The sequence below is a fragment of the Actinomadura sp. KC06 genome (genome assembly GCF_004348735.1).
GTDB lineage: Bacteria > Actinomycetota > Actinomycetes > Streptosporangiales > Streptosporangiaceae > Spirillospora.
Window position 1 is genome coordinate 1 of the sequence record NZ_SMKT01000011.1, and the last position, 25,620, is coordinate 25,620.

The window sequence follows — 25,620 nt, forward strand, 5'->3', positions numbered from 1 at the left end:
GCCCCCACCGTCGACAAGGTCGGCTCGCCCGCCACCTCGACCAACGCCCTGGAGCGGGAGCACACCTCCCCGCAGCAGGTCCCCGCCCAGGAGGTCGTCCTCGGCGGGATCCTCGCCTTCATCCTCTGCGGCACCATCGCCCTCACGGCCGGACGCGCCGCCGCCGCGAAGGCCCCGAGCGCGGCGCCGATCCGCGTCCGCAAGCGCGGCAAGCACCACCGTCCGTCCACCCCCGTCGCCCTGCCCGCCGACCTCACCCCGGCCGACCTCGAACGCGCCGACGCCGGCACCGCCGTCATGCCGGCCCTGTCCCTCGCCGCCGCACACGAGGCCGAGGACCGCGAATTCTGGGGCCGCATCGCCCACCTCGAAGAGGACGGCGAGCTCGCGTTCTGGAACTCGCTGCACGCCGAACTCGCCGAGTCCCAGTACGCAACGACGCCGGGATTCCGCTAGAGTTGTGCCTGCGGGTCGTCCACCGGCCCGCCTGCGGACGTGGCTCAGCTGGTAGAGCATCACCTTGCCAAGGTGAGGGTCGCGGGTTCGAATCCCGTCGTCCGCTCTGAGAGGCCCCCGAAACAGGCCTCGCTCTGGTGGAGTGGCCGAGAGGCGAGGCAACGGCCTGCAAAGCCGTGTACACGGGTTCAAATCCCGTCTCCACCTCGCAAGGGCGATTAGCTCAGTGGGAGAGCGCTACCTTGACACGGTAGAGGCCACTGGTTCAATCCCAGTATCGCCCACCACACATCCACAGGTCCGATGGACCTGTCCCTTCATCACAGGCGCCACCTGTCTTGTGACCGGGTGGCCATTGTTGGTCCGGTGAGCGGGCTTCGGCCGTTGACAGGGACGTTTTCGCAGGTGAACCATCGGTCAATGGACGCCGTGCCGGAGTCGGCCGCCGAGAGCGGGAGCGTGCTGGGCAAAGCCCGGCTCATCCTCGAAGCCTTCGGGCTCGACGACGAGGACCTCGGGCTCTCGGAGCTGACGCGCCGGACTGGCCTGGCGAAGTCGTCCGTGCACCGGCTCAGCCAGGAGCTGGTGCACTGGGGATTCCTGGAGCGACGCGGCGGCAGGTACCGCCTGGGCATGAGGCTGTTCGAGATCGGCCAGCGGGTCCCTCGGCAGCGGATCCTGCGGGAACTCGCGCGGCCGTTCATGGAGGACCTGCTGCGGGCCACCGGACAGACGATCCATCTCGCCGTAGTTGACGGGCTGGAGGTCCTCTACCTGGAGAAGGTCTCCGGGCACCGGCAGGTCGGCCGTCCGTCCCGGATCGCCGGGCGCATGCCGCTGCACTGCACCGCCACCGGAAAGGCCCTGCTGGCGTTCGGGCCGCGCGGCCTCTTCGACGAGGTCGTGGCCGGGCCGCTCGCCCGGCCGACCCCGCGCACGACCGTCGCGCCCGGCCTGCTGGAGCAGGAGTTGAGGCGCGCCCGCGAACTCGGGTACGCGGTGGAGTACGAGCAGGCCCGCATCGGATACATGAGCGTCGCCATCCCGCTGGCGGGCGCGACCGGCGCGACGGTCGCGGCCCTGTCGGTCACCGGGCCGGTCGTGCCCGGTAGGGCCGAGCGCTTCGCGAGCCTGCTGAACGCGGCGGGCCGCGGGGTGACCAAGCTGCTCAGCGCCCGGGACGTCTGAAACCGCGAACACGGGCACCGGCGGGGATTCCGGTGCCCGTGGCGTGTCGTCACTCAGACGGGCGCCAGCCGGCGGAAACGGCTGGTGTGGAACACCAGCGGAGGAGTCTCCGGCCTGGCGAGCAGGCCGAGGACCTCCAGCAGGACGATCAGGTGATCCCCGGCGGGGATCTCGTCGTGGCGGCGGCAGTCCAGCCAGGCGGCGGCGTCGAGGACGAACACGCCGCCGCCCGGCCTGGGCTCCCAGTCGACCCCGTCGAAGCGGTCGCCCTCCTTGCGGGACAGGCGCAGGCAGGCCTCGTTGTGGTTCTCGGCGAGCACGCTCAGCCCGAGCCGCGACGCGCGCCGCAGCCGCGGCCAGGTCGCCGAGGTGTTCTGGACGCAGATCGACACCAGCGGCGGGTCCAGCGACACCGAGGTGAACGAGCTGGCCGCCATCCCCGCCGGCGCTCCGTCGATCAGGGCGCACACCGCCGTCACGCCGGACGGGAAGCACCCGAAGGTCCGGCGGAGCGCGGCGACGTCCGCCGCGGCCTGCTGCATCTCGGTCACCCGGTCTTCAGGAGGTGGCCAGCGAGGGCGCCTGCGACGGGTCGAGGCCCATCGTGATCAGGCCGGCCATCTCGGCGCAGGCGTAGGCGTTCGGCGGCATGATCGCGGCGGTGGTGACGTCGCGCAGCATGCGCTCGTAGCCGCGGGGGCGCATCAGCGCGGTGAGGCCGCCCGCGGTGGTGCCGAGCTCGACGACCCGTCCGATCGCGTCCGCGAGCATCAGCTTCGCCTGCAGGTACGCGTGGCAGGTGGCGAGGCCCGGGCCCTCCGTGTCCGCCTTCCACGCGGCCCGGTACATCATCAGCCGCGCGGCCTCGACGTGCGTCGCGATTCGCCCGACCGCCGAGCTGATCGATGGGTGGTAGCCCATCGGCTGCGCGTAGCCCTTCGCCGTCCGGGTGCCGAGGTTCTCCGCGAGCCAGCTCACCATCGCCTCGGCGAGGCCGAGGTAGCAGGCCGTGTAGCCGCCCCACGTGACGGCCGCCTGCGCGACGATCCAGTTGTTGACGAAGTCGCCGATCGGCCCGAGGACGAGTTCCGCCGGGACGTGCGCGCCGTTGATGCTGACCTTGTTGCTGCGCGTCGCCCGCATCCCGAGCGTGTCCCAGACGTCGTCCACCGCGATGTGCTCGGGCTGCGCGACCGGGAGCAGGAACGCGACGACGAGTGTCGGGTCGTCGCTCCAGTCGGGGCGGGCGAGCATGAAGGCGTAGTCGCTCGCCTCCCAGATCGAGGCGTACATCTTCGTCCCGCTCACGCGCAGGCCGCCGCCGGCGGTGCGGGCCGCCGTCACCGTCGGCAGGAACGAGCCCGGCAGCAGGCTGGACGAGGACGGCTCCGACAGCGGCGCCGAGATCAGCGCGCCGTCGTCGATCACCAGCGACGCGACGTGCTTCCTCGCCGCGGCGTCGAACGACGGCAGCTCCCCCGCCAGGCGGGTGGCCACGTAGTGCATGTTGAATCCGAGGGCGGTCGACGCGTCGCCCTGCGCGAGCTGCTCGACGGTCGCCAGCCACGCGGTCGACCGCACGCCGAGCCCGCCCAGGTCTTCGGGGAATCCCGCCCCGTACAGGCCCGCCGCGCGCAGCTCGGCGAAGCTCTCCGCCGGGATCAGGCGGTCCTCGTCGGCGCCCGCCGCGCGCTGCGCCAGCACGTCCGCGAGCCGCTTGCCGGTCTCCGCCATCCGCCGGCTCTGCTCGTCCAGCTGGAAGTCCATGGTTCCTCCACGTTCGTGCGGCGCGTCAGTCCCACATCGGGGGACGCGCGGTGTCGAGACTGACGTTGACGACCTTCACGGCCTGGTACTCGCGGACGGTCTCCGCGGCGCCCTCGCGGCCGAAGCCGCTGGCCTTGATCCCGCCCTGCGGCTGGCCGAGGGGCGTGGCGAACCAGGTGTTGACCCAGACCATCCCGGCCTGGAGGCGTCCGGCGATGCGGTGCGCCCGGGCCAGGTCGGACGTCCATACGCCACTCGCGAGGCCGTAGGCGACCGCGTTCGCGCGGGTGACGGCCTCGTCTTCGTCCGTCCAGCGCTCGACGGTGAGGACGGGCCCGAAGAACTCCTCGCAGGAGGCGCTCGTCTTGCCGTCCGGGTCTGCGAGGACGGTCGGCCGGTAGAACGCGCCTCCGGCGAGCTCGCCGTCCAGGTCGGGGACGCGGTGCCCGGCGCACACCGTGGCGCCCTCCGCGACCGCCCGGTCTACCGCCGTGCTGACCCGGTCCCGGTGCGCGAGGCTGATGAGCGGGCCGAGCTGCGTCGACGGGTCGAGCGGGTCGCCGACGCGGATCCGGTCGGCCCGCGCCGTGATCCGATCCAGCAGCTCGTCGTGCACGGCGGCGTGGGCGAGCAGGCGGGACGCGGCGAAGCACACCTCGCCGTTGGCGGCGAAGACGCCGGTCAGCACGTCCTCGGTCAGCGTGTCGAGTTCGGCGTCCGGGCCGACGACGAGCGAGCCTTTCCCGCCGAGCTCCATGAGCGCGGGGGTCAGCCGGGCGCCCGCCCGGCCGAGGATCGTCCGCGCGCTCGCCGTCCCGCCGGTGAAGCTGATCTTGGCGATGCGGGGGTCGGTGACCAGCGCATCGCCCGCGGTCGCGCCGAGGCCGGTGACGACGTTGACGACGCCCGGCGGCAGCAGGTCCGCGATCGCCTCCGCGAAGCGGACGGTGCTCACCGACGCCAGCTCCGACGGCTTGACCACGACCGTGTTGCCCGCCGCCAGCGCCGGGGCCAGCTTGTGCGCGACGGAGATGAGCGGCGAGTTCCACGGCACGATCGCGGCGATGACGCCCAGCGGCTGCCGCGTGGTGTAGACGTGCGACGACTCCGGCACGCCCTGCACCGTCTCGCCGTGGATACCCCGCGCGATCCCCGCGAAGTACCGGAAGATCTCGGCCGCGGTCGGCACGTCGATCAGCCCGGCCTCGCGGATCGCCCGCCCGTTCTCGGTGGCGAGCAGCGCCGGCCAGTCCGCCGCCGTCGCGGCCAGCCGGTCGGCGATGGCCCACAGCGCCGCCTGCCGCTCCGCGAGGGACGTCGTCCGCCACGTCTCGAACGCTTCGGACGCGGCGGTCACGGCCTCGGCCACGACGGCGGCGTCGCAGTCCGCGATCTGCGCCCACGTCCGCCCGGTCGCGGGTTCGATCGCCGGGAGGACGTCCCGGACCGGCCGCGCCTCCCCGCCGATGATCGCCGGCAGCGGCCGGTCGACGGTCAGCCGCCCGGTGCCGACGGCCGTCATGACTCCAGTCCGATGTGGACGGAGTGGAACGGGTTGTCGATGACGATGCGCCAGGTGCCGTCCGGCCTGCGGCGGAAGACGTTGGAGTCGACCGCGCTCATCTCGACCGGCTCCCCGTCCGGCCCGGTCCCGGACAGCTCCCAGCGGAGCGCGACCAGGACGATGTCGTCGGCCTCGACCCGGTGCAGCTCCTCGATCGTCAGGTGCGGCTTGAGGGCGAGGAAGTCCGCGAGCGCCGCGCGGAGCTGGTCCATGCCGCGCGCCGGCGGCGTGCCCGGGCCGGTCTGGAACACGGTGTGCTCGTCCCATACGGAGAGCGCGGCGTCCAGATCACCGGCGTTCATCGCTTCGACGAACAGATCGTTGAGCTCGGTGACGCTGTTGTGTGATCCCATGCCCGGGACGCTATTGATCGCCTCTTCCCGGCGACATCGCCCGTTCGTGGGGAATGCGCGGGTCACCCGAAGGTGGGATCACCGCAGCAGCAGGCCCGCCAGCTCCACCCGGGAATGCACGCCGAGCTTCTGGTAGATCGACTTGAGATGGTGCTTGACGGTGTTCGGGCTGATGTGGAGGCGCCCGGCTATCTCGTGGTCGCGCTTCCCCGCGGCGACGAGTTCGGCGATGGCCGCCTCGCGTTCGGTGAGGAGCCGGAGCAGGGCCGGGGACGGCGCCGCCGTCCGCGACTCCGCCGACAGGATCGACACGATCAGCGAGGGGCGCTCGGGCAGGGGCGCCGACGTCACGGTGATGTCGGTCGCGGCGTCCTGGCCCGCGGACCCCGCGGACCCCGCGGGCCGCACCGTGAGCCGCCGGGTCGCCGCCCCGCCGTCGATCGCAGCGTCGAGGGACGGCCACGCGCCGTCCGCGGCGTCGAGCAGCGCACGCGCGGGCCGGTTCGCGTGCCGCTCGGCGCGCTCCAGGTCGGTGACCACGACCGCCTGCCCGCTCGCCTCCAGCGCGCCCCACCACGCCGCCCGCTCGGCGTCGATCGCCGTCACCAGATCCGTCGCGGCGACGGCCGCCTGGAACATCCGCGCCGCCGTGGTCGCCCTGCGCCGGTCGCCGCCGTCGAAGGCGGGCTCGCCCTCGTTGCGGGCGAAATTGATCGTCCCGACGATCTCCCCACCGCTGATCAGCGGCGCGCACATCACGTGCGCCATGTCGTAGTGCCGGAACAGCCCCTGGACGATCGGCGCCTCCCGCCACCGGCCGGCGGGCTTCACCAGCGAGTCGTCCCAGGCCCGCCGCGCCGCGACGGCCCCGCGCAGCACCGGGTCGACGGCCCGGCCGAACCGCTCGTAGCGATGCGCGTAGAACCGGCTGAGCCCGCGCACAGCCGACGCCCGGGGGCGGCCCGTCCGCTGGTCGAACAGGTAGACACCGTAGGCGAAGGACGGCACGTGACCGGCGACCCAGTCGAAGTAGCGCGCCTGCAGCTCGTCCAGCCCCCGGGCGGTGACGAGCACCTCCAGCCCGGAGCTCAGGCACTCTTCGTCGGCGGCCAATGCGTCACCGACACCGATGTCGCCGATGTCGTCGCCCATCCAGCGAGTATGCGCCGCCGATAAGCCATCACGCCAGACGCCGCGGCGAACGATTCGTCTTCGGCCGCGCCGCCCCGCCTCCAGACCGGCTACGCGTCCGCCCGGGCCTATGATCAGCCGCTATGGCGCTGCGACTCATTCAGGTGAACATCAAGGCCCGGGACGACTCGGCCCTCGGCCGGTTCTGGGCGGACGCGCTCGGCTGGGACGTCTCCAGCGAGGGCCCCGGCGTGACGAACCTCGCGCCCGCCGGCGCCACCTGGCCGGACCCGGCCGCCTTCTACATCGACTTCGTCGCCGTCCCGGATCCCGAGACGGTGAAGTACCGCGTCCACCTCGATCTCGCCACCGCTTCCGCGGCCCATCAGGCTGAGCTGGTCGCGCGCCTGAAGGATCTCGGCGCGACGCCCGCCGACGTGGGCCAGGGCGACGTCCCGTGGACGGTCCTGGCCGACCCGGAGGGCAACGTGTTCTGCGTGCTGGAGCCCCGGGAGATCTACCGGGACACCGGGCCGATCGCCGCGGTGGTGGTCGACTGCGCGGACCCGCGGGCCATGGCCCGGTTCTGGGACGAGGCGCTGGACTGGACCCTGCACGAGGCGTCCGACGATCACGCGACGCTGCGTTCCGCCGACGGCGCCGGGCCGTTTCTGGAGCTCCAGCGCGCACCCGACGTGCGGGGATGGTGGAACCGCGTGCACGTCGACCTGCTGCCGCACCCCGTCGACGGCAAGGAGGCGGAGGTGGCCCGGCTGCGGGCCCTCGGCGCCGTCGACGTCGACCTCGGCCAGGGTGACGTGCCGTGGACGGTCCTGGCCGACCCGGAGGGCAACGAGTTCTGCGTCCTCGGCCGCGCCTGACGCCGGTAGCATTCGCACGCATGACAGCAGAGACGCCGGCGCAGACCGTCCAACGCCTGTTCGCGCTGCTCGCCGAGGGTACGCCCGCGGAGGCCGCGGCGCTGTTCGCCGACTCGGTGTCGTTCTCGATCCCGCATCCGCCGGGCATCCCGTGGGTGCCGGAGGTCGACTCGGCGGACGGCATGCGGGAGTTCTTCGAGCTGCTGGGCGCCCATGTGCGGCTCAAGGAGTTCGACCTCCGACATGTCGTCGCCGAGGGCGACGACGCGGTGTTCATCGGCCGCATGGTCTCCGAGGTCAAGAAGACGGGCCGGGACATCGACACCGCGTTCGCGCTGCACACCAAGGTCCGCGACGGGCGGATCACCCATTACCACCTCTATGAGGACACCTACGCCGTCGCCAGGGCCTACTTCAACGACTGACGGGGGTGGCTCGTGCGGGGAGGCGGGGTGGGGATCGAGGAGCTGGAGGCTCTGCGCGTCCCGCTGACCGGCTACTGCTACCGGCTCCTCGGCTCTTCCGCCGACGCTGACGACGCGGTCCAGGAGACCCTGATCCGGGCGTCGTCCAGGCGGGACCAGTACGACCCGGGCAGGGCGCGGCTGAGCACGTGGGTGCACCGGATCGCCACGAACGTCTGCATCGACATGCTCCGTGCGGCGAAGCGGCGGGCCCTGGTCATGGACGCGGGTCCGGCGACGTCCGAGAACTTTGGGCTCGGTGCGCCGCTTCCTCCAGAGGTGTGGGTGGAGCCGATGCCCGACTCGCGTGTGCTGGACGTCCAGAACCCCGGCGACGTGGTCCTGGAGCGGGAGTCGGTCCGCCTGGCGTTCATCGCGGCGCTCCAGCACCTGGCTCCTCGCCAGCGGGCCGTCCTGGTGCTGCGCGACGTCCTGGTGTTCAGCGCCCGGGAGACCGCCGAGATCCTCGGCACCACGGTGCCCGCGGTGAACAGCGCGCTGCAGCGCGCCCGGGCCGCGCTGGAGGCGAACCGGCCAGACCCCTTCGACCTCTACGACCCCGAGGACGCCGGGCAGCGAGACCTGCTCCGCCGGTACGTGGCCGCTTTCGAGTCCCATGACATCGCCGGGTTGACCGCGTTGATGCGCGAGGACGCGGTGGCCTCGATGCCGCCGTTCCAGTGGCGGCTGGACGGCGCGCGGGAGATCGCGGCGGCCGCCGGGTCCAGCGATTCCTGCGCGGGCGCGCGGCTGGTTCTCTGCCGGATCAACGGCGCCCCGGGGTTCGGGCAGTACCGGCCCGGCGACGACGGCGTCCTGCGTCCGTTCGCGCTGGTGTCGGTCGACATACGGGACGGACTGCTCACCCAGCTGGTGACGTTCCTCGGCACACAGCACCGGTTCGCCGAGTTCGGCCTCCCCGAGTTCCTCCGGGATGAGAGCGGGTCACCGTGTGAGCGATGAGTTGCCGCACGCCGCGTCGTACAAGTCGGTGAACACCCCGACGACGCGGAGGACAGCCCGATGGAAGCATCTTCAAGCCACCTGATCAGCGAGACCCGGGCGGAGCGGGAGCGGCTCGCCGGCCTTTTCGGCGACCTCGCGCCGGAGCGGTGGGACGCGCCGTCCCTGTGCGACGGCTGGCGGGTCCGCGAGGTGGTCGCCCACATGACGATGCCGTTCCGGACCAGACCGCTCGCGCTGATGGCGGGGCTGGTCCGGGCCGGGTTCTCGTTCAACCGCTATGCCGACCGGGACGCCCGGTCAACGGCGCAGGCCATGAGCGAGGGCGAACTTCTCGACCTTCTCCGGCGCAACATCGAGCACCCGTGGCGGCCGCCCGGCGGCGGGCAGGCCGGTGCGCTCAGCCACGACGTCATCCACGGCCTGGACGTCACCGAACCGCTCGGCCTCCCCTCGCCGCCGCCCGAGCGGCTCGCGCTGGTCCTGGCGTCGGCCGTCGACAAGCAGCTGAAGTACTTCGGCGTCGACCTCGGCGGGAGAAGGCTGGCCGCCACCGACGCGGACGTCTCCGTCGGCGAGGGACCCGCCGTCATGGCGATGAGCGCCAAGGAGATCCTCCTCGTGGTCAGCGGGCGGCGCGCACTCGACGAGGCCCGCGAGACGAGCCGGTAGCGCCCTCCGCTCCGCCCGACGGGGCCTCAGGAGGATCGGGCGGCGAGCTCGGCCAGGCCGGGGGCGCCGGAGGGCGCGCGCAGCGCTATCTCCTCGCCGTCGGCCGTGGTCAGCCCGACCCCGCGCAGCCCGGCGGGGCCGTCGACGAACCGCAGCGGGAGCGCCGCGAACGTCTCGGCGCCGACGTGCTCCTCCAGCTCGGCCGGGTCGCCGCCCACCTCGATCCAGCCGATCTCGCGCAGCGGACGCTCATGGTCCATGGGGACGCGGCGGGCGGGGTGCTGCGCCATGTCCTCGTGGAAGTACCAGTTCGGGAGCCCCCTCCCCCAGGTCATCGCGACGTTCCCCGGAGCCATGGTCGTGGCCCAGGTCGACCCGTCCGGACGGCGGGCGCCGGGTGCCGTGACCACCTCGCCGCCGAAGCGCCGCGCGACCTCCTCAAGGTCCGCGCGGGTGCGGGCCCTGAGGTTCCAGGTCATCCAGTGGTCGCCGAGAAGGGTCGTCTGCTCGAACCAGGTGCGGAACGCGTCGATTCCGGGCGCTACGTCGGCGTGGTGGTCGATGACCGACTCGATGTTGACGTAGGCGTCGCCCGGTAGCGGGATGGTGCGGTGGGCGGTCGGGACGGCGTCCAGCCATCCGCCCTCGTGGCTGCGCAGCCCGGTCTCGCCGCGCAGCCGCTCGGCCCCGGCGTAGAGGTGCCGGACGCCGAGCGTGAAGTGGTCCAGGTCGTAGACGGCCATGCGAGCCCTCCGGCATAATAAGCCTTGCTATCAAAATAGATTTGAAAGCAACACTAAATCTCGGAGGGTTCGATGTCAACCGACGGCCCGACCGTCGACGAGGGCGTGCGCGAGATGATCCGGCTGATGCCGCGGCTGGTGGCGCGGGCCAAGCGGATGCCGGTCCCGGAGCGGTTGCGCGACTTCGCGCTCACGCCCCGGCACCTGTCGCTGCTGGCGCTGCTGCTCTACGACGAGTCCGCCACGGTCAAGCAGCTCGCCGAGCAGCTCCAGCTCGCCTCGACGACGGTCAGCCTGATGGTCGGCGACCTGAGCCGGCAGGAGATCCTGCTGCGGCGCGAGGACGACCGGGACCGCCGCCGGACGATCGTGAGCATCGCCGACGCCCACCGTCCCGCGATCGAGGCCTGGCTGGGCGCGGGCGCGGCGGCGTGGCGCACCGCGTTCGAGCCGCTGTCCCCGGCCGAGCGGAACCTGGTGATCAACGCCCTGCGCACCTACGAGCGCGAGACGATGGCGCTGACCCGCCAGCCCGACTGACGACCCGACCGCCCTGGTCGCCTACGCGCGTCGGCGCGACGGCCGGTACGAGGCGCACGCCGTCGAGGTCCTGACCCTGACGGGCGACCGGATCGCGCGCATCACGGCATTCCACGACCCGAGCCTGGTGCGGACGTTCGGCCCGGTGTCCGCGCTGACGCCCTGAAGCGGTCTGGCCAGAGTCCGGGCCAGACCGGGCGGGACGGGCCCTGGCCGCCGGCGGACGTGCGTCCGCCGGCACCCCACTACCAGGGCCCGAGTCCCCACCGGACCGGATTGTCAGCGGCTCAGAATCCGCGGACGGTGGCGACGGAGAAGGGCAGTTGCGGGGTGCCCGGTCCCGTGGGGCCGCCCTTGTCGAACTGGGAGCGGACCACGTACAGCTTGCCGTTCTTACGCAGCAGGGTCGTCGGGGTCTGGAGTGCCAGGTCGGTGAGCCGTCCGGTCATCCGGGCCAACCCGCCGTCCGAGCCGATGCGCCACTTGCTGATCGCGTAGGCGTCCTTGATGGGGTGGGCCACCCACAACGTGCCGTGCTGCAGCTCCATGCCGTCGCCCGTGAGGATGCTCCCTCCGCTCAGGGCGACCTTGTCGACCTTTCCGGAGGGCAGCGCGATGCGGTACAGGTCGGCGCCGGTCATGTCCACCGTCAGCAGGTAGCGTCCCGACGGCTCGGCGACGATCCCGTTGAGGGTGATCGTGTTGGGCTCGTGCGGCTCCACGACCTCGGACAGGTCGAAGGCGGGCGTGAGCGGCACCTCGCCGCCCTGCTCGCCCGCGTCCGCGAGCTGTTCGGGCGTGACGCGGTAGACGATGGCCTGCCGGCTCTCGGTGATGTAGGCGGTGCCGTCCGGCGTGATGGCCACGTCGTTGACGAGGCGCGGGTCCTGGTTGGGGACGACGAAGCGGGCCAGCAGGCGGCGGGTGGGGATGTCGTAGACCGCGAGCCCGGTGAGGCGGTCCATCACCCACAGGCGCCTGGCCCGGTCGACCTCCAGCCCGAGGGCCTGCGAGCGTCCGTCGCCGCGCGCGGGGAGGAACTCCTCGGCGACGCGCTGCCCCGGCTCGGCCCTGAAGATCGCTCCGCCCTCGTACGACCCGACGTACATGTCGCCGGTGTACGGGTCGGCGGCGATTCCCTCGGGGTAGACCCGGTCGCCGGGGATTTCGAACGCCGTGGAGATCCGGACCCCGCCGTCCGCGGGGGCCCCCGCCGCCTGTGTGGCGGAGCCGAGGAGCAGCGGTGCCGTGAGGGTCGCGACAACGATGACGTGTCGCCGAACTGTGCGGTACATGACCACCTTCTCCGTGGGTCTTCTTGTCGCTGGAGCTGTCCAGCGCAACGTAGAGACCTGTAGGGAACCGAAAGGTTTCCTACTAGGCAGGCTAAGGAGGCCGCCAGGTCAGCGTCTACGTAATACGTCGATTGTCCGATGTCGGACATACTCTGGCAAGAGCGGGTCCGTGGTCGACGCCGGTGGAGGTCAGCCGGTCAGGTGGGCGCCGCCGTCCGGTGCGGACGAACGGTGTCAGCAGGCTCTGTGCGCGCTGATCGGTTTTCCGGTGCTGTGCAGGTAGCGCGCGGTGCCGCCGATGCTGTCGAAGGCGACGGCCATTCCGGTCGCGATGTGGTTCGCGGACGACGTGGCCTGCCGTTCGACGTAGGCGCCGCATCCGTCCCGGCCGCTCCGCGCTGGCGAGGCGGCCGAATTCCACGTCCCGGAGAACGAGCCGGACTGCCCGTAGACGGAGACGGTCACCTTTCCGCAGCCCGAGCCATAGGTCCTGACCTGGGCGAAGGCGGTGTTGCCGAAATTGCCGTATCTGATGCGATAAAGGCAGGCCGTCTTTTTCAGCTGCGGGGTGAGTTCCGCCGACGCCCATTTGAAGGTGGCGACCGGTCCCCCGGCCTTGCCGGGTTTCGGTGCGGTTTCCGTCCCTCCGGCCGGGGCGTTGGATGCGCCGGGATTGGGACCGGGGGACGGTGGCCGGGAGGTGGCGGTCGCGGTCGGGCTCGATGGGCGCGCCGACGGCATCGCCGTCGCTCCCGGTGGCGGGGCCTGATTTCCGGGGTTCGCCGGGTCGTCGCCGGGTTCGGCCTGGGTGGACGGCAGCAGCGTGGCGGTGACCAGGGCCGCCGCGCCCGCCGCGCCGATGGCCGTGGCCGCCGTGATGGCGGCGCGGCGCGCCCGGCGCGGCGGCCGGGACGTTCCGGCGGCCGGTCCGGCGGCCGGTCCGGCGGCCGCGGCGGCGGGTCCGGCGGCGGCCGCGGCGGCGGCCTGGAGGCTCACCTCGCCCTTCGGCTCGCGCCGCAGCAGGCCGAGCAGGAGGTCTTCGCTGTCCGGACGCCGCTCGGGGTCCTTGTCCAGGCAGCGGACGACCAGGTCGCGCAGCCCTCCGCGCAGGTCGCCGACGTCCGGCTCGTCCGTGGAGATGCGCCGCATGACCGCCTCGATCGTGGCGGCCGCGAACGGGGACCGGCCGGTGGCGGCGAACACGACGGTGCAGCCCCACGCGAAGACGTCGACGGCGGGCCCGGCGCGCCCGCCGGCGAATAACTCGGGCGCCATGTAGGCGGGCGTGCCGACCACCTGGCTGGAGTCCTCGCCCGCGCCTTCCAGGACGCGGGAGATCCCGAAGTCCACGACCCGCGGGCCCTGCGCCGACAGCAGCACGTTGCCCGGCTTGAAGTCGCGGTGGACGACCTTCGCCTGGTGGATGGCCACCAGCGCGGTCGCGGTGCCGATCGCCAGCCGCTCCAGATCGGCGCCGGTGCGGACGCCGTCCCGCCGCACCGCCCGCAGCAGCGAGACCCCGTCGACGAACTCGCTCACGAGGTAGGGGACGGAGCCGTCCAGGTCGGCGTCCAGCACGCGGGCCGTGCAGAACTCGGCGACGCGCTTGGCCGCCGCGACCTCCGCGGCGAACCGCTCACGCGCCTTGGCGTCGCCGTCGAGCCGGACCTTCAGGCATTTGACGGCCACCCGGCGGCCCTCGGAGTCCTCCGCGAGGTAGACCACGCCCTGCCCGCCCTCGCCGAGCCGCGCCACCAGCCGGTACCCGCCGACCGCGGCCGGATCGTGGGCCTGCAGCGGGGAACCATCGGTCATGTCGCGCTCCGTCCAGCCCTCGGCACCGCATCGAGATCGTAGTGCCAGAGCCGCCCGCCCGCCTTCGGTACGGGGCCCGGCGTCAGGACATGGGCGGGTACCGGACGGGGCCCTCCGAGGCGATCTTGCCGTTGGTGACGGTCATCAGGCGGGTCGCGCTCGCGAGGCGCTCGGCGGGCATCGTCAGCGGGTTCTCCTTGATGACGACGAGGTCGGCGTAGTTGCCGGGCTCCACCGTCCCGCGGTCGCGCTCCTCGAACGAGGCGAACGCCGCGCGCGAGGTGACCAGGCGCAGCGCGGTGGGGACGTCGAGCCGCTGGTCCGGCAGCCAGCCGCCGGGCGGGGTGCCGTCGAACTCGGTGCGGGTCACCACGCGCTGCAGCCCCCACATCGGGTCGAGCGCCTCGATGTCGAAGTCGCTGCCGCCCACCATCGGCACCCTCGCGCGCAGCATGTCCCGCCAGCGGTAGGCGTACCGCAGCCGGTGCCGTCCGAGCGCGTCCTCGGCGAACCGCTGGTCGGACGTCGCGAAGCTCAGCTGGATGCTCGCGATCACCCCGCGCCGGATCATCCGCTCCAGCAGGTCGTCCTCCGCGACCTGGACGTGCTCGACCGCCCACCGGTCCCGGGGCGACACGTCGTTGTGCTCGTAGGCGTTCAGCGTCACCTTCAGCCCGCGGTCGCCGATCGCGTGGGTGGTGATGTTGAAGCCCAGCTCGCGGGCGCGGCCGACGTCGCGGTTGGCGCGCTCCTGGGCGAGGAACAGGATGCCCTTGCGGGGGAAGCCGTACGGATCGTCGCTGTAGGGCTGACGTAGCGCGGACGTCCTGGGGCCCAGCCATCCGTCCGAGTAGAGCTTCACACCCAGGACCTTGACCCAGTCGTTGCCGGAGCCGGTGCGCAGGCCCATGCGGGCGGCCTCCTCCATGCAGCCCCATGCCACGCGCACCAGGAAGCGCACTTTGAGCTTGCCTTCGTCGGCGAGCTGGAAGAGCGCGTCCAGGGCGCCGAGGTCGCGCAGGCCCGCTTCCACGACCGTGGTGACGCCCTGCTTGGCCACCTCCTCCTGCATGACCAGCAGGTCGTTCTTCATCTTCTCGGTGACCGGGCTGTGGGTGCACTGGTCCACGGGGGTCTCGCCGCGCGCGTGGATGTCCACGTGCCGCTGCCCGGTGCGCCTGCGCGCCTCGAACGCCTCGTCCTCGTCGTACGGCTTCCACGCCGGCCGGTACGCCTCCGGGCCGGCGCCGGTCAGCGCCCGCTGGATGAGGTGGGTGTGCTGGTCCCGGAATCCGGGGCCGACGAAGGCCCCCTTCAGATCCACCCGGCGCGTGCGGTCTCCCGCGCATTCCAGCACGTGCCGGTCGGAGCCGACGGCCACGATCCGCTTTCCCTTGACGGCGACCGCCTGGGCGGTGCCGTCGCCCGTCCAGACGACGCCCGAGTGAAGCACCAGGTCGGCGTGGTCCCGCGGGCGGCCGGCGGCCACGGTGCCCGCGGCGGCGGTCCCCGCGGCCGCGCCGGTCAGGACGAGAGCGGATCGACGGGTCATCGGTGATGACATGGCACACTCCTCAAATTTCGCTCATGATCAATGTGAGGCCCCCACGCGCGCTTGTCGACCCCCGAGGGACGAACGGGCTGGTCAGAAGAATGGGAACGGTTATCATTGCGTCATGATGACCTCCCCCCACGAGCGCATGGTCGTGGACGTCGAGTACGCCATCGCCGACGGTGAGCGTCTGCTGCTCGACCTCTACATCCCCGAAGGGTCGGGGCCGCACCCGGTCTCCCTCTGGGTGCACGGTGGAGCATGGCTTTTCGGCGACCGCTGCAGCGGCGCCACTTCGTTCGCCGCCGGGCTCGCCGAGCGGGGCGTGGCGATCGCGAGCATCGACTACCGCCTCGGCGAGGCCGGGGCCTTTCCCGCCTCCATCGACGACGTCCGCGCCGCCGTCCGCTGGCTGCGGGCCCACGGCGCCCGGCACGGGCTGGCCATCGGGCGGATCGGCGCGTGGGGCGCCTCGGCCGGCGGGCACCTGTCGCTGATGGCGGCGCTCGACCCGCAGAGCAGGTCGAGTGCACACCGCATCGACGCCGTCGTCGACTTCTTCGGGCCCACCGACCTGGTGGCCCGCCTGGCGCGCACCGAGCTGGAGCGCGAGGTGCTGCCGGACCCGCCCGACGCCCGCTACCTGCGGACCTCCGTCAAGACGCTCGATCCGCACTGGGCGCGTGCCGCCAGCCCGCTGTACCAGCGGCTCGACCACGCGCCGCCGACGCTGATCGTGCACGGGGACCGCGATCAGCAGATCGCGCTGGACCAGAGCCTGCGCATGCACCAGGCCCTGGTCGCCGCCGGACGCGACTCGCAGCTGCTCGTCCTCGGCGGCGCGGGGCACGAGGACGTCCGGTTCCAGCAGTCGTGGGTCCTCGACACCACGGCCGCCTTCCTCCGCCACCATCTGACCGGTGGCTGATGCGTCCCGATAACGGCCATTCCGCACCCGCCCTCTGGAACGATTGACGGTCATGAACGACGGAGCCGGTCTCCGGACCGCCGATGACGATCTGCTGCCTCCCGCCGACTGGGGCCGCCGCCCCGCCTCCCCGGGAACCCGGGCGGTGTGGGCGTTCGGCCTGCTCGCGGCCGTGCTGGTCACCGGCCGCGTGTGGGTGGCGCCGGGCGTCGAGGCGCGCGCGCTGGACGCGTGGACGACGATGTTCGTGGCCGTGTGCGTGCAGGCGCTGCCGTTCCTGGTGTTCGGGGTCGCGCTGTCGGCCGCGATCACCGCGTTCGTGCCGCCGTCGGTGTGGCGGCGGGTGCTGCCGCGCCGGCCGGGCGCCGCGGTGCCGGTCGCGGGCGCGATGGGGGCGGTGCTGCCGGGCTGCGAGTGCGCGTCGGTGCCGGTCGCGGGCGGGCTGATGGCCCGCGGGGTGGCTCCCGCCGCCGCGCTCACCTTCCTGCTCGCCGCCCCGGCGATCAACCCGATCGTGCTGACCGCCACCGCCGTCGCCTTTCCCGGCAGCCCGGAGATGGTCGTCGGCCGGTTCGCCGCGTCGCTCGTGGTGGCCGTCCTCGCCGGATGGACGTGGCTGCTGGTGGGCAAGGGCGAGTGGCTCACGGTGCCGTCCCGTCCGCAGGCGCAGGGGGCGGCCGGACGGGTGGAGGCGTTCCGGCAGGCGATGCAGCACGACATCATGCACGCCGGAGGGTTCCTGGTGGTCGGTGCCGCCGCGGCCGCGACCATCAACGCGGTGATCCCCGCCGCCTGGGTGACGGGCGTCGCCGGGATTCCCGTCGCGTCCGTGCTGTTGCTGGCGCTGCTTGCGGTGCTGATGTCCATCTGCTCGGAGGCGGACGCCTTCGTCGCGGCGAGCCTGCCGCAGTTCTCGACCACGGCCCGGCTGGCGTTCCTGGTGGTCGGGCCGATGGTGGACCTGAAGCTGATCGCGCTGCAGGCCGGCTTCTTCGGGCGCCGCTTCGTGGTCCGGTTCGTCCCGCTGACGTTCGTCCTGGCGGTGGGGGTCAGCGCGCTGGTGGGAGGGCTGCTGACGTGAGCAGGACCGGGCAGAACCTGCTGCTGATCCTGATCGGCGCGGCGGTGCTGTGGATCACGCTCGGCACCGGCGAATACGTCAACTACGTCCGGCCGGGGTTCCGGTTCGTGCTGGTCCCGGCCGCGGTGGCGCTGCTGGCGCTGGGTGCCGCCGGTGTCCGCCGGGACCGGCGGACGGGCGGGGACGCCGCGGAGGGCGATGAGCACGGTCATGATCATTCACGCGGGCCGCGGGTGGCCTGGCTGCTGTGCCTGCCGGTGCTGGCGGTCTTCCTGATCGCGCCGCCCGCGCTCGGCTCGTTCACCGCCGCGCGGGACACCGCCCGCACGGCGCCGCCGCCGTCCGCGCCGTCCGGCGGGTTCCGCCCGCTGCCGCGGACAGGTCCGCCGGCGCCGATGACCATGGGCGAGTTCATCGGCCGCGCGTTCGAGGCGCAGAGCGGCGATCCCGCGCGGTTCCAGGGCGTCCCGGTGCGGCTGACCGGCTTCGTCTCGCCTGCCGCGAAGGGCGAGCGCGGCTGGCGGCTCATCCGGCTGAAGATGGCGTGCTGCGCGGGCGACGCCGTCCCGTTCCCGGTGATCGTGCGCGGCCTCCCCCGTCCGCCGGAGGACGCGTGGGTCCAGGTCGTCGGCGTCTGGCAGCCGCCTCCGGCGGGGCGCCGGGCGACCGCGGTCCAGGAGCTGCGGGGACGGTCGCTCCAGCGCATCAAGAAGCCCGGGAGCCCGTACGAGTGACCCGCCGGGGCGTCCGTCCGGGTCAAGGGACCGATCAGGAATCGAGAAGCGGCCATGACCGGGCCGCATCTAGCGTGAACGCCATGGACAGCGAGGTGACCGACAGGAGGCGTCCGATGGCGGAGAATCAGGCGGACGGTCGCGGGAAGCGCAAGCCCGGCACGCCCGGCGCGTTCTCGCGCTGGATGCAGCACCGCATGAACGCCCGCATGAACCGCAAGGTCCGCCGCGGACGCGGGACGTTCATGGGCATGGACGTGCTGATCCTGCACACTGTGGGACGGCACAGCGGGGAGCAGCGGGAAACGCCCGTGGCGTGGTTCCCGGACGACGACGAGGACGCCCGGCTGATCGTCGCGTCCGGCGGCGGGAGCCAGCACCCGGACTGGTTCGCCAACCTGATGGCGCACTCCGACGAGGCGTCGATCGAACTGCCCGGGGGCGGCGCCGTGCCGGTGACGCCGCACAGGCTCGAAGGCGACGACCGCGAGCGGGCCTGGCAGCGCATCGCCACCGCCCAGCCGCGCATCGCGAAGTACCAGAGCAAGTCCGATCGGCAGTACCCGGTCGTCCGGCTCACCCCGCGGTGATCGCGGCCCGCGTCCGGGGGCCGGTCAGGGCTTGCGCGCCACGCCGCCGAACTGGTCGGTCTCGGGGGGCTCGCCGAACCGGGTGTCCTCCGGACGCCAGCGCGTGCAGGAGACGACGCCGGGCTCGACCAGCTCCAGGCCGTCGAAGAGGGCTTCGATCTGCCGCGGGGTGCGGTGGGTGCCGGGCGGTTTGCCGAACTTGTTCCACTGGCGGATCGCCTCGGCCATCTTCTCGCCCGTGATCTCGATGGTCGGGTGCGCGATGGCCAGGTGGCTGCCGGGGGCCGTCCGGTCCATCAGCCGCCCGATGATGGACCGGGCCTCGTCATCGTCGGTGACGTGCCACACGACACCCAGCATGGTGATCGCGACGGGCTCGGAGAAGTCGAGGGTCGCCTCGGCGCCGCGCAGGATCGCGTCCGGGTCGTGCATGTCGGCGTCCAGGTAGTCGGTCGCGCCTTCGGGGGTGCTGGTCAGGAGCGCCCGCGCGTGCACCAGCACCAGGGGGTCGTTGTCGACGTAGACGATCTTGGACTCGGGCGCCACTCCCTGGGCGACCTGGTGGGTGTTGTCGACCGTCGGCAGGCCCGTCCCGATGTCGAGGAACTGCCGGATGCCGACCTCGCCGGCCAGGTAGCGCACGACGCGGCCGAGGAACAGGCGGTCCGCGCGGGCCTGCTGGACGATGTCGGGCAGCACCTCTTCGATCTGGTCGCCGAGCTGCCGGTCGACCTCGTAGTTCTCCTTGCCGCCCAGCCAGTAGTCCCAGATCCGGGCCGAATGCGACACCGTGGTGTCGATCGCGGGGGCCGGCCGGGGATGGGGTGTGCGCTCTTCGTCCACGAGCCTCTCCTGCCTGTCAGCCTGCGGCACGGACGTCTCATCGTAGGCGGTCGCGGGGGCACGCGATCGCCCGCCGTCCGGTGGACTGGACGGCGGGCGATCCTAAGACGGACGATACGCCGCGCGGTCGGTCAGCGGGCGACCTTCGGGAAGCGGATGACGCGGTCGTCGGTCTGGGCGGGCTGGCCGCGGCCGTCGCGGTTGCTCGTCATCACCCAGAGCCAGCCGTCCGGGCCCACGGCGACCGTGCGGAGCCGTCCGTAGGTGCCCTGCAGCACCGCCGTGGGCTGGCCGGACGATCCGCCCCTGCCGTCCAGCGGGACGGTCCAGAGCCTGCGGCCGCCCAGCGCGGCGGCGTACAGCGTGTCGCCCGCGACGGCGGCGCCGCTCGGCGACGCCTCGCGCGTGGACCAGACGGCGAGCGGGTCGTGGTAGGTCGGCTCGCCGCCCCTGCCCTCGACGTTCGGCCAGCCGTAGTTGTCGCCGGCCTCGATGTGGTTGACCTCGTCCCAGGTGTTGTTGCCGAACTCGCTCGCGTACATGTGGCCGCCGCCCCAGGCCAGCCCCTGCACGTTGCGGTGCCCGAGGGTGTAGACGACCGAGTTCGGAGTGGGATTGTCCGCAGGCGCGGTCCCGTCCGGCTTCATCCGCAGGATCTTTCCGGCCGGGGTGCTCGGGTTCTGGGAATTGGCCGTCCGGCCGGCGTCGCCGGTACCGGCGTAGAGCATTCCGTCAGGGCCGAAATGGATGCGGCCGCCGTCGTGGAAGGAGTTCTTCGGAATGCCGGAGAAGATCACTTCCTGCTGGGGCGAGGCCGCGAGCTTGAACCGGACGATCCTGTTGTCGGACGCCGCGGTGTAGTAGGCGTAGACGTATCCGTCCTGCTCGTAGGTCGGCGACACCGCGATGCCCAGGAGGCCGCCCTCGCCGGACGGCGTCACGCCGGAGAGCCGGGCCACCTCGGTCGGCGCCGAGCCGGGCTTCATCTGCAGGATGCGGGCGCTGTTGCGTTCCGAGATGAGCGCGCTGCCGTCGGGCAGGAAGGCCAGGCCCCAGGGGACCTGCAGCCCGGTCGCCGCGACGGTGGGCTTGGTGAAGTCGAAGGCGGGGTCGGCGGCCGCCGGCGCCGGCGGGGTGACCGCCGCGCCGGTCGCCGGGGAGACGGGGACTGCGAGCACGGCCGCGACGGCGAGGGCCGCGGCGGGAGCCAGCGTGCGCGTTTTACGGGGCATCTTCTCTCCTAAGTCACCCCCGAACCAATAAAAGACCTCGGCTGCTGCCCCGTGGTGACGAGCGGTTTCGCAGTTCACGGGCACCGGGGAGCGTTTCTGGCGCGCCTCTGTCAACGGTAGAGCGGGGGGTCGTTGGGGCAGCGCAACCGAGGGGAGCGCTCGGTATCGAACTACAAGCTACTCGGCCGTCCGGCACCTGTGAAGCGCCGGTTTTTCACCTTTCAACGAGCGGCACGCGGGGAAATCGAAAATGCGATTCGCCCACCTCCGTTCCGGCGGACGGGAGGAAACGCGGGGCCACGGCGGCGCCCAGCGTCGCCGCCGCCGCTGCCGCGGTGACGATCGTCCAGGCGCCGGGGCCGAGCGGGGTGCAGCCGAAGAACTGGCTGATGCCGGGCGTCTCGACCACCGCGAACAGGGCCCCGGCGGAGACCGCGCAGGTGGCGAGGACGAGGGGGCTGCGCCAGCGGGCGATGAGCGTCTGGCCGAGCTGGGCGCCGACCAGCGCGGCCAGGCCCATCGTGGACGCGCGGCGGCCTCCGCCGGGGACGAGCGCGGTCAGCCGTCCCGCCTGCCAGGACAGCAGGGCGGCGGCCGCGGTGGCGGTGCCGCGGACGGCCAGCGCGCGGCGCATGTCCTCGCCGGTGAAGCCGTGGACCGGCGCCCCGCCGAGCGGCGCCTCGGAGTCGCCGTCCGCCGGGGTGATGGCGACGGCCAGCGCCGGGAGCATGTCGGTCAGCATGTTGACGACGAGCAGCTGCCGGGTGCTCAGCGGCGCGTTGCCGCTGAGGGCCGTCCCGAGGACGGTGAACGACACCTCGCCCGCGTTGCCGCCGACGAGGATCGCGGCGGCGTCGCGGACGCTGTGCCACAGGGCGCGGCCCTCGCGCAGCGCGTCCAGGATGAGCGCGGTGTCGGGCGCGGTGAGGACGAGGTCGGCGGCGCTGCGGGCGGCGCCGGAGCCGCGCCCGGCGACCGCGATGCCGACGTCGGCGCGGCGGATGGCGGCGGCGTCGTTGGCGCCGTCGCCGGTCATCGCGACCACCCGCCCGGCCCTGCGCAGGTCCTTCACGATGCGGACCTTCTGCGCCGGGGAGACGCGGGCGAAGACCGCGGCCTCCTGGACGGCGGCGAGCCGCTCGGCGGCGGACATCGCGTCGAGCTCCGCCCCGGTGACGACGCGGTCGGCGCCGGGGATCCCGAGCTCGGCGGCGACGGCGGCGGCGGTCGCCGGATGGTCGCCGGTGATCATCGTGGTGCGCACTCCGGCGTCGCCCAGCCGCTGCACGGCCTCCTCGGCGGTGGGACGCGGCGTGTCGGCGATGCCGACGAAGCCGAGCAGCGTGAGGTCCTCGACGTGCTCGGCGATCTCGCCGCGGACCTTCGCCGGGTCGCGGACGGGCCGCTCGGCGATGGCGAGGACGCGCAGCCCCTGCCCGGCCAGGCGGCGGAACGTCGCGGCCGCGGCGCGGCGGCGGGCGGCGGTCATGGGCTCGTCGCGGTCGGCGGGACGGCGGGGCGCGTGGATCCGGGCGCAGCGGGCGAGCAGCACCTCGGGCGCGCCCTTGACCGCGAGGACCGTCCGGTCGCCGTCGCGCCCGAGCGAGGCGGAGAACCCGCGGGTGGTCTCGAAGGGGAGCTCCTCGTCCAGCGACCAGCGCTCGTCCGGCGGCAGGTCGCCGGCGCGGTCCAGCACGGCCCGGTCGGTGGCGTGCGCGACCTGCCGGCCGTGCGGGGGCGGGCAGGCGCGGGCGGCGACGCGGAGGATGCGCTGCCCGCCGTCGCCGGTCAGCGGGAGCGGACGGGCGGGCCCCGCGGCCCGGACGAGGCGGAGCCTGCCCTCGGTGAGCGTGCCGGTCTTGTCGAAGCAGAGGGTGTCGACGCGTCCGAGCGCTTCGAGCGCGCGGGTGGTGCGGACGAGCACGCCGAGCCGCGACAGCCGCCGCGCCGCCGCGAGCTGCGAGGCGGTCGCGACCAGCGGCAGCCCCTCGGGGACGGCGGCCACGGCGACGGCGACGCCGGAGCCGAGCGCCCGGCGCAGCGGCAGCCCGCGCAGCATGCCCAGCGCGGTGACGGCCGCGCCGCCGAGCACGGTGGCGGGGAGCGCCTGGTGGGTGAGCTCCGCCAGGCGGGTCTGCATGCTGGACGACGCGTCCGCCGCCCCGGCGAGGGCGGCGGCGCGGCCCGACTCGGTCGCCTCGGCGGTGGCGACGACCAGGGCGACCGCGTCGCCCGCGACGACCGTGGTGCCCTCGTAGACCATGCAGTGCCGGTCCGCCGGGTCGCCGCCCGGCGACGGCTCGACGTTCTTGTCGACGGGCACCGACTCGCCGGTGAGGGTGGCCTCGTCCACCTCCAGCGACTCGGCCCACAGCAGCCGGGCGTCCGCCGGGACGACGTCCTCGGACCGCAGGACGATCACGTCGCCGATCCGCAGGCGTCCGGCCATGACCTGCTCGGCGGGGGCCGACCGCAGATGCGCGAACGCCTCCGGGGCCGCCGCGCCGGGACGCGGGGCCACCTTGGCGCCGGGCCGCAGCCGCCGGGCGTGGACCTGCTGCCCGAGGAGCAGCTCGCCGAGGGCCTTCTCCGCGCGCATCCGCTGCGCGCCGCCGATGAGGGCGTTGCCCGCCATGACGCCGGTGACCAGCAGCGCGTCCACGCTGGAGCCGACGACCGCGGAGGCCGCCGCGCCGAGCGCGAGGACGGGCGTCAGCGGGTCGTCGAGCTCCTGCCGGACGGCGGCGGTCAGGCGCAGGCCCGCCCCGGCCGGCCAGACGACCGTCCTGCGCAGCAGCGGCACGCCCGCCAGCCGTGACCGCAGCGCGGTGAGGAGCGAGTCAGGGCCGTCCGGCTCCGCTTCGTCGGCGGCGGTGCGGGACAGGCGCCGGACGGCCTCCTCGGCGGTGAAGGCGTGCCACGCGTCGCGGACGACGGGCGGCGGCAGCGGGCGGTGGTCCAGCCGCCGGGCGCTCACCGCGTTGGTCAGCATCGCCGCCAGGGCGGCCGCGTGCACCGGCGGCATGTCCTGCCAGGACGTGACGGCCCGGCCCAGCGGCCCGCGCCCGGCGCGGCGCCCGGGACGGCGGCCCGCGATCAGCAGCGCGCCCAGCGCGGACGCGCTCAGCGACAGCTCCGCCGCGCGGTCGCTGGCGCGGCGCGCGGGCCGGACCGCCGTGAGCAGCCGCCACGCGTCGGCGAGCCCCGGCCCGCACACCAGGTCGGCGCGCCAGTCGGCGGGCCCGTCCCCGCGCAGGACGCTGACCCCGACATCTGCCGCGTCCAGCGCCAGGTCCTGGCCGGACGACACGGCCAGCACCACATGGCCCTCGCGCTGCAGCGCCCGGACCGACTCCGCCAGCTCCTCGACGGCCAGCGGGGAGTCGTCGCCCCAGGCGACCAGCTCGCGGGTGCTGGCGTGCTCGGTCAGGAAGACCACGTCGGCCGCCTGGTGCGCCGCCGACAGCAGCGCCTCGGCTAACGGGTCGAGTGAGCAGCCGACGCGGACCCGTCCGAAGAGTCCGCCTTTCTCGTCCGTGAGGTCCAGGGTGACGCCCTGCGGGTCGGCGGGGGCGCCGGACGGGGCGTCCGCCGCGCGCACCAGCCGCCATTCCGCGCCGGCGCCGCCGTGCCAGGGGCCCGGCCCGGCCAGGTCGCCGGGGTCGCGGCCCGCCAGTACGGCGCCGGCGGCGCGCCACACGCCCGCGTCGTCCAGGTCCTCGTCGGCGGCGACCGCCGACAGCAGCCGCAGCTCGCCGTCGCACAGGACCGAGGAGTCGATGACGACCGCGCTGACCCTGTCCAGGCGGCGCAGCGCGGACGGGTCCAGGATCACCGTGCCGTGTCCCGCCAGGTCGTGGGCCAGCACGGCGGCGAACGCGTCCCGGCCGTGCCGCGCCGCCTTGGCCACGGTCGCCAGCAGCAGGTCGGCGACGGCGGACGCGTCGCGCGTGCCCGCGAGGACGCCGGCCCCGCCGAGCAGGTGCCCCAGCGCGGTGCGGTTCCCGGCCTTCTCCACGGGCCCGTCCGGCAGCGGGCACGGCCGCTCGGCGCGGGCGCCGCACTCCTGCGGCTGCCGTCCCGCCGCCGCCAGCCGCGGCTCCCGGCGCCGCCACGCCGCGCGGCGCGCCCCGATCTCGTGGAGCTGGAAGACCCGGTGGACGGCGTCGGTGACCGGCGGGGCGACGCCGTGCCCGGCGCCCTGGACGACGGCGTTCGCGACACCGAGCAGGGCGTCGGCGCGCAGCAGGCCCAGCCGCCGCTCCACGGCCGTGCGGACCTGCGGCATCGAGTCGGCCACCGCGACCGCGGCCCGCACGGGGCTCGGCACCGGCGGGAGGGCCAGCAGCCTGGCGGCGACGGCGCCGACCGTCCCGGCTACGTCGGCAGCGAGGGCGGACGTGGCCGCGGCCCAGGCCATCTCGTCGTCGGGCCACCGCGCGTGGGCGTCCTCGTCGAACCGGCCGGCCCGGCGCGCCTCCTCCACGTCTTCGACGACCTCTATCAGGGCGTCGAGGCCCACGTCGCCTTCCTCGTACGCCACCAGCACGTGGCCGGTGACCGCGTTGACCTCCGCCCAGTTCACGCCGTCCAGCCGCCGCAGCGCCTCGGTCAGCGCCCGCACGTACCGCCGGTGCCGCGGCCCTTCGCCCGCCAGGCCGTTCGCCTGGATGTGCGCGCGTCCGGCGTGGGCCCACACGCGCCGCCCGCGGCCTCCGGCGGCCAGGGCCGCGAACGCGCCGGCGGTCCGGGACGCCTTCTCCGCAGCCGCGACCGGGACGCTCAGCACCGACCTGGCCAGGGACGCGCCCGGAATCCCCACCACCGC

General features: G+C 73.7%; 22 protein-coding genes, 3 tRNA genes and 1 pseudogene. 14 read left to right on the top strand and 12 right to left on the bottom strand.

The window, feature by feature from the left end; all coding sequences use genetic code 11:
• The 5 genes and pseudogenes from E1287_RS43545 to E1287_RS05825 form a co-directional block, all read left to right on the top strand.
• Positions 1-456: pseudogene (locus tag E1287_RS43545) on the top strand (CHAP domain-containing protein); the annotation flags it as partial.
• Positions 457-489: 33 nt separating this feature from the next.
• Positions 490-562: transfer RNA gene (locus E1287_RS05810), tRNA-Gly, on the top strand.
• Between the two features lie 30 nt (positions 563-592).
• Positions 593-663: transfer RNA gene (locus E1287_RS05815), tRNA-Cys, on the top strand.
• Between the two features lie 5 nt (positions 664-668).
• Positions 669-743, top strand: a tRNA-Val gene (locus tag E1287_RS05820).
• A 133-nt stretch (positions 744-876) separates the two neighbouring features.
• Positions 877-1,644 (top strand): IclR family transcriptional regulator, encoded by a 768-nt coding sequence (locus E1287_RS05825; protein WP_131963784.1) that lies wholly within the window; start codon positions 877-879, stop codon positions 1,642-1,644.
• 53 nt (positions 1,645-1,697) lie between these two features.
• Here E1287_RS05825 and E1287_RS05830 read toward each other — a convergent pair whose 3' ends face one another.
• The 5 genes from E1287_RS05830 to E1287_RS45420 form a co-directional block, all read right to left on the bottom strand.
• Positions 1,698-2,186 carry a flavin reductase family protein gene (locus tag E1287_RS05830; RefSeq protein WP_131963855.1) on the bottom strand — a complete coding sequence of 163 codons (489 nt, stop codon included), beginning with the start codon at positions 2,184-2,186 and terminating at the stop codon, positions 1,698-1,700.
• Positions 2,187-2,202: 16 nt separating this feature from the next.
• Complete coding sequence (locus E1287_RS05835; RefSeq protein WP_131963785.1) at positions 2,203-3,411, bottom strand: acyl-CoA dehydrogenase family protein; 1,209 nt, start codon at positions 3,409-3,411, stop codon at positions 2,203-2,205.
• Between the two features lie 25 nt (positions 3,412-3,436).
• Positions 3,437-4,933 (bottom strand): aldehyde dehydrogenase family protein, encoded by a 1,497-nt coding sequence (locus E1287_RS05840; RefSeq protein ID WP_131963786.1) that lies wholly within the window; start codon positions 4,931-4,933, stop codon positions 3,437-3,439.
• Positions 4,930-5,328, bottom strand: a complete 399-nt coding sequence (locus tag E1287_RS05845; RefSeq protein WP_131963787.1) for a nuclear transport factor 2 family protein — start codon at positions 5,326-5,328, stop codon at positions 4,930-4,932. The genes E1287_RS05840 and E1287_RS05845 overlap by 4 nt, the downstream gene beginning before the upstream one ends.
• A 78-nt stretch (positions 5,329-5,406) precedes the next feature.
• Positions 5,407-6,480 carry a response regulator transcription factor gene (locus tag E1287_RS45420; RefSeq protein WP_243718670.1) on the bottom strand — a complete coding sequence of 358 codons (1,074 nt, stop codon included), beginning with the start codon at positions 6,478-6,480 and terminating at the stop codon, positions 5,407-5,409.
• A 122-nt stretch (positions 6,481-6,602) separates the two neighbouring features.
• Here E1287_RS45420 and E1287_RS05855 point away from each other — a divergent pair, with 122 nt between their 5' ends.
• Genes E1287_RS05855 through E1287_RS05870 form a run of 4 tightly spaced genes read left to right on the top strand, consistent with a single transcriptional unit; the run spans position 6,603 to position 9,439 of the window.
• Complete coding sequence (locus E1287_RS05855) at positions 6,603-7,340, top strand: VOC family protein (protein ID WP_131963788.1); 738 nt, start codon at positions 6,603-6,605, stop codon at positions 7,338-7,340.
• Between the two features lie 20 nt (positions 7,341-7,360).
• Complete coding sequence (locus tag E1287_RS05860; protein ID WP_131963789.1) at positions 7,361-7,765, top strand: nuclear transport factor 2 family protein; 405 nt, start codon at positions 7,361-7,363, stop codon at positions 7,763-7,765.
• A gap of 27 nt (positions 7,766-7,792) precedes the next feature.
• A complete protein-coding gene (locus E1287_RS05865) occupies positions 7,793-8,767 on the top strand; it encodes an RNA polymerase subunit sigma-70 (protein WP_131963790.1) in 975 nt (324 codons plus the stop codon).
• Between the two features lie 60 nt (positions 8,768-8,827).
• Positions 8,828-9,439 (top strand): maleylpyruvate isomerase family mycothiol-dependent enzyme, encoded by a 612-nt coding sequence (locus tag E1287_RS05870; protein ID WP_131963791.1) that lies wholly within the window; start codon positions 8,828-8,830, stop codon positions 9,437-9,439.
• A 26-nt stretch (positions 9,440-9,465) separates the two neighbouring features.
• Here E1287_RS05870 and E1287_RS05875 read toward each other — a convergent pair whose 3' ends face one another.
• A complete protein-coding gene (locus tag E1287_RS05875) occupies positions 9,466-10,182 on the bottom strand; it encodes a VOC family protein (RefSeq protein WP_131963792.1) in 717 nt (238 codons plus the stop codon).
• Positions 10,183-10,254: 72 nt separating this feature from the next.
• Between E1287_RS05875 and E1287_RS05880 the strand changes: the two genes are divergently transcribed.
• Positions 10,255-10,722, top strand: a complete 468-nt coding sequence (locus E1287_RS05880) for a MarR family transcriptional regulator (protein ID WP_131963793.1) — start codon at positions 10,255-10,257, stop codon at positions 10,720-10,722.
• 287 nt (positions 10,723-11,009) lie between these two features.
• On the opposite strand, the gene E1287_RS05885 is transcribed toward E1287_RS05880, so the two are convergent.
• The 3 genes from E1287_RS05885 to E1287_RS05895 all read right to left on the bottom strand — a co-directional run bounded on the left by E1287_RS05885 (position 11,010) and on the right by E1287_RS05895 (position 15,396).
• Positions 11,010-12,017: a hypothetical protein gene (locus E1287_RS05885; protein WP_207934035.1), complete on the bottom strand. Its 1,008-nt coding sequence runs from the start codon at positions 12,015-12,017 to the stop codon at positions 11,010-11,012.
• Positions 12,018-12,251: 234 nt separating this feature from the next.
• Positions 12,252-13,832: a serine/threonine-protein kinase gene (locus tag E1287_RS05890; RefSeq protein WP_131963794.1), complete on the bottom strand. Its 1,581-nt coding sequence runs from the start codon at positions 13,830-13,832 to the stop codon at positions 12,252-12,254.
• 82 nt (positions 13,833-13,914) lie between these two features.
• The gene (locus tag E1287_RS05895; protein WP_131963795.1) at positions 13,915-15,396 is read right to left on the bottom strand and encodes an amidohydrolase family protein; all 1,482 of its coding nucleotides are present in this window, start codon (positions 15,394-15,396) and stop codon (positions 13,915-13,917) included.
• Between the two features lie 112 nt (positions 15,397-15,508).
• On the opposite strand from E1287_RS05895, the gene E1287_RS05900 reads away from it, so the two are divergent.
• From E1287_RS05900 to E1287_RS05915, 4 genes are all read left to right on the top strand, one after another.
• Positions 15,509-16,312 (top strand): alpha/beta hydrolase, encoded by an 804-nt coding sequence (locus E1287_RS05900; RefSeq protein WP_165968895.1) that lies wholly within the window; start codon positions 15,509-15,511, stop codon positions 16,310-16,312.
• A 52-nt stretch (positions 16,313-16,364) separates the two neighbouring features.
• Positions 16,365-17,393 carry a permease gene (locus tag E1287_RS05905; RefSeq protein ID WP_131963797.1) on the top strand — a complete coding sequence of 343 codons (1,029 nt, stop codon included), beginning with the start codon at positions 16,365-16,367 and terminating at the stop codon, positions 17,391-17,393.
• Positions 17,390-18,127, top strand: coding sequence for a TIGR03943 family protein (locus tag E1287_RS05910; protein ID WP_131963798.1), 738 nt, complete (start codon positions 17,390-17,392; stop codon positions 18,125-18,127). The genes E1287_RS05905 and E1287_RS05910 overlap by 4 nt, the downstream gene beginning before the upstream one ends.
• A gap of 83 nt (positions 18,128-18,210) precedes the next feature.
• Positions 18,211-18,717 carry a nitroreductase family deazaflavin-dependent oxidoreductase gene (locus E1287_RS05915; protein ID WP_243718672.1) on the top strand — a complete coding sequence of 169 codons (507 nt, stop codon included), beginning with the start codon at positions 18,211-18,213 and terminating at the stop codon, positions 18,715-18,717.
• Between the two features lie 24 nt (positions 18,718-18,741).
• Here the strand turns inward: E1287_RS05915 and E1287_RS05920 are convergent, their stop codons facing one another.
• The 3 genes from E1287_RS05920 to E1287_RS05930 form a co-directional block, all read right to left on the bottom strand.
• On the bottom strand, positions 18,742-19,560 hold the full coding sequence (locus E1287_RS05920; protein ID WP_131963799.1) for an SAM-dependent methyltransferase: 819 nt from the start codon (positions 19,558-19,560) through the stop codon (positions 18,742-18,744).
• A gap of 131 nt (positions 19,561-19,691) precedes the next feature.
• Positions 19,692-20,792 carry a PQQ-dependent sugar dehydrogenase gene (locus E1287_RS05925; RefSeq protein ID WP_131963800.1) on the bottom strand — a complete coding sequence of 367 codons (1,101 nt, stop codon included), beginning with the start codon at positions 20,790-20,792 and terminating at the stop codon, positions 19,692-19,694.
• A 214-nt stretch (positions 20,793-21,006) separates the two neighbouring features.
• The gene (locus tag E1287_RS05930; protein ID WP_207934036.1) at positions 21,007-25,614 is read right to left on the bottom strand and encodes a cation-translocating P-type ATPase; all 4,608 of its coding nucleotides are present in this window, start codon (positions 25,612-25,614) and stop codon (positions 21,007-21,009) included.
• Between the last annotated feature and the right edge of the window lie 6 nt (positions 25,615-25,620).

What these genes read in the sequence shown, in the direction of transcription:
- E1287_RS05825 (WP_131963784.1), top strand. Translation starts at nt 877, where the DNA reads ATGGACGCCGTGCCGGAGTCGGCCGCCGAGAGCGGGAGCGTGCTGGGC.
- E1287_RS05830 (WP_131963855.1), bottom strand. Translation starts at nt 2,186, where the DNA reads ATGCAGCAGGCCGCGGCGGACGTCGCCGCGCTCCGCCGGACCTTCGGG.
- E1287_RS05835 (WP_131963785.1), bottom strand. Translation starts at nt 3,411, where the DNA reads ATGGACTTCCAGCTGGACGAGCAGAGCCGGCGGATGGCGGAGACCGGC.
- E1287_RS05840 (WP_131963786.1), bottom strand. Translation starts at nt 4,933, where the DNA reads ATGACGGCCGTCGGCACCGGGCGGCTGACCGTCGACCGGCCGCTGCCG.
- E1287_RS05845 (WP_131963787.1), bottom strand. Translation starts at nt 5,328, where the DNA reads ATGGGATCACACAACAGCGTCACCGAGCTCAACGATCTGTTCGTCGAA.
- E1287_RS45420 (WP_243718670.1), bottom strand. Translation starts at nt 6,480, where the DNA reads ATGGGCGACGACATCGGCGACATCGGTGTCGGTGACGCATTGGCCGCC.
- E1287_RS05855 (WP_131963788.1), top strand. Translation starts at nt 6,603, where the DNA reads ATGGCGCTGCGACTCATTCAGGTGAACATCAAGGCCCGGGACGACTCG.
- E1287_RS05860 (WP_131963789.1), top strand. Translation starts at nt 7,361, where the DNA reads ATGACAGCAGAGACGCCGGCGCAGACCGTCCAACGCCTGTTCGCGCTG.
- E1287_RS05870 (WP_131963791.1), top strand. Translation starts at nt 8,828, where the DNA reads ATGGAAGCATCTTCAAGCCACCTGATCAGCGAGACCCGGGCGGAGCGG.
- E1287_RS05875 (WP_131963792.1), bottom strand. Translation starts at nt 10,182, where the DNA reads ATGGCCGTCTACGACCTGGACCACTTCACGCTCGGCGTCCGGCACCTC.
- E1287_RS05880 (WP_131963793.1), top strand. Translation starts at nt 10,255, where the DNA reads ATGTCAACCGACGGCCCGACCGTCGACGAGGGCGTGCGCGAGATGATC.
- E1287_RS05885 (WP_207934035.1), bottom strand. Translation starts at nt 12,017, where the DNA reads ATGTACCGCACAGTTCGGCGACACGTCATCGTTGTCGCGACCCTCACG.
- E1287_RS05890 (WP_131963794.1), bottom strand. Translation starts at nt 13,832, where the DNA reads ATGACCGATGGTTCCCCGCTGCAGGCCCACGATCCGGCCGCGGTCGGC.
- E1287_RS05895 (WP_131963795.1), bottom strand. Translation starts at nt 15,396, where the DNA reads ATGTCATCACCGATGACCCGTCGATCCGCTCTCGTCCTGACCGGCGCG.
- E1287_RS05900 (WP_165968895.1), top strand. Translation starts at nt 15,509, where the DNA reads ATGATGACCTCCCCCCACGAGCGCATGGTCGTGGACGTCGAGTACGCC.
- E1287_RS05905 (WP_131963797.1), top strand. Translation starts at nt 16,365, where the DNA reads ATGAACGACGGAGCCGGTCTCCGGACCGCCGATGACGATCTGCTGCCT.
- E1287_RS05915 (WP_243718672.1), top strand. Translation starts at nt 18,211, where the DNA reads ATGGACAGCGAGGTGACCGACAGGAGGCGTCCGATGGCGGAGAATCAG.
- E1287_RS05925 (WP_131963800.1), bottom strand. Translation starts at nt 20,792, where the DNA reads ATGCCCCGTAAAACGCGCACGCTGGCTCCCGCCGCGGCCCTCGCCGTC.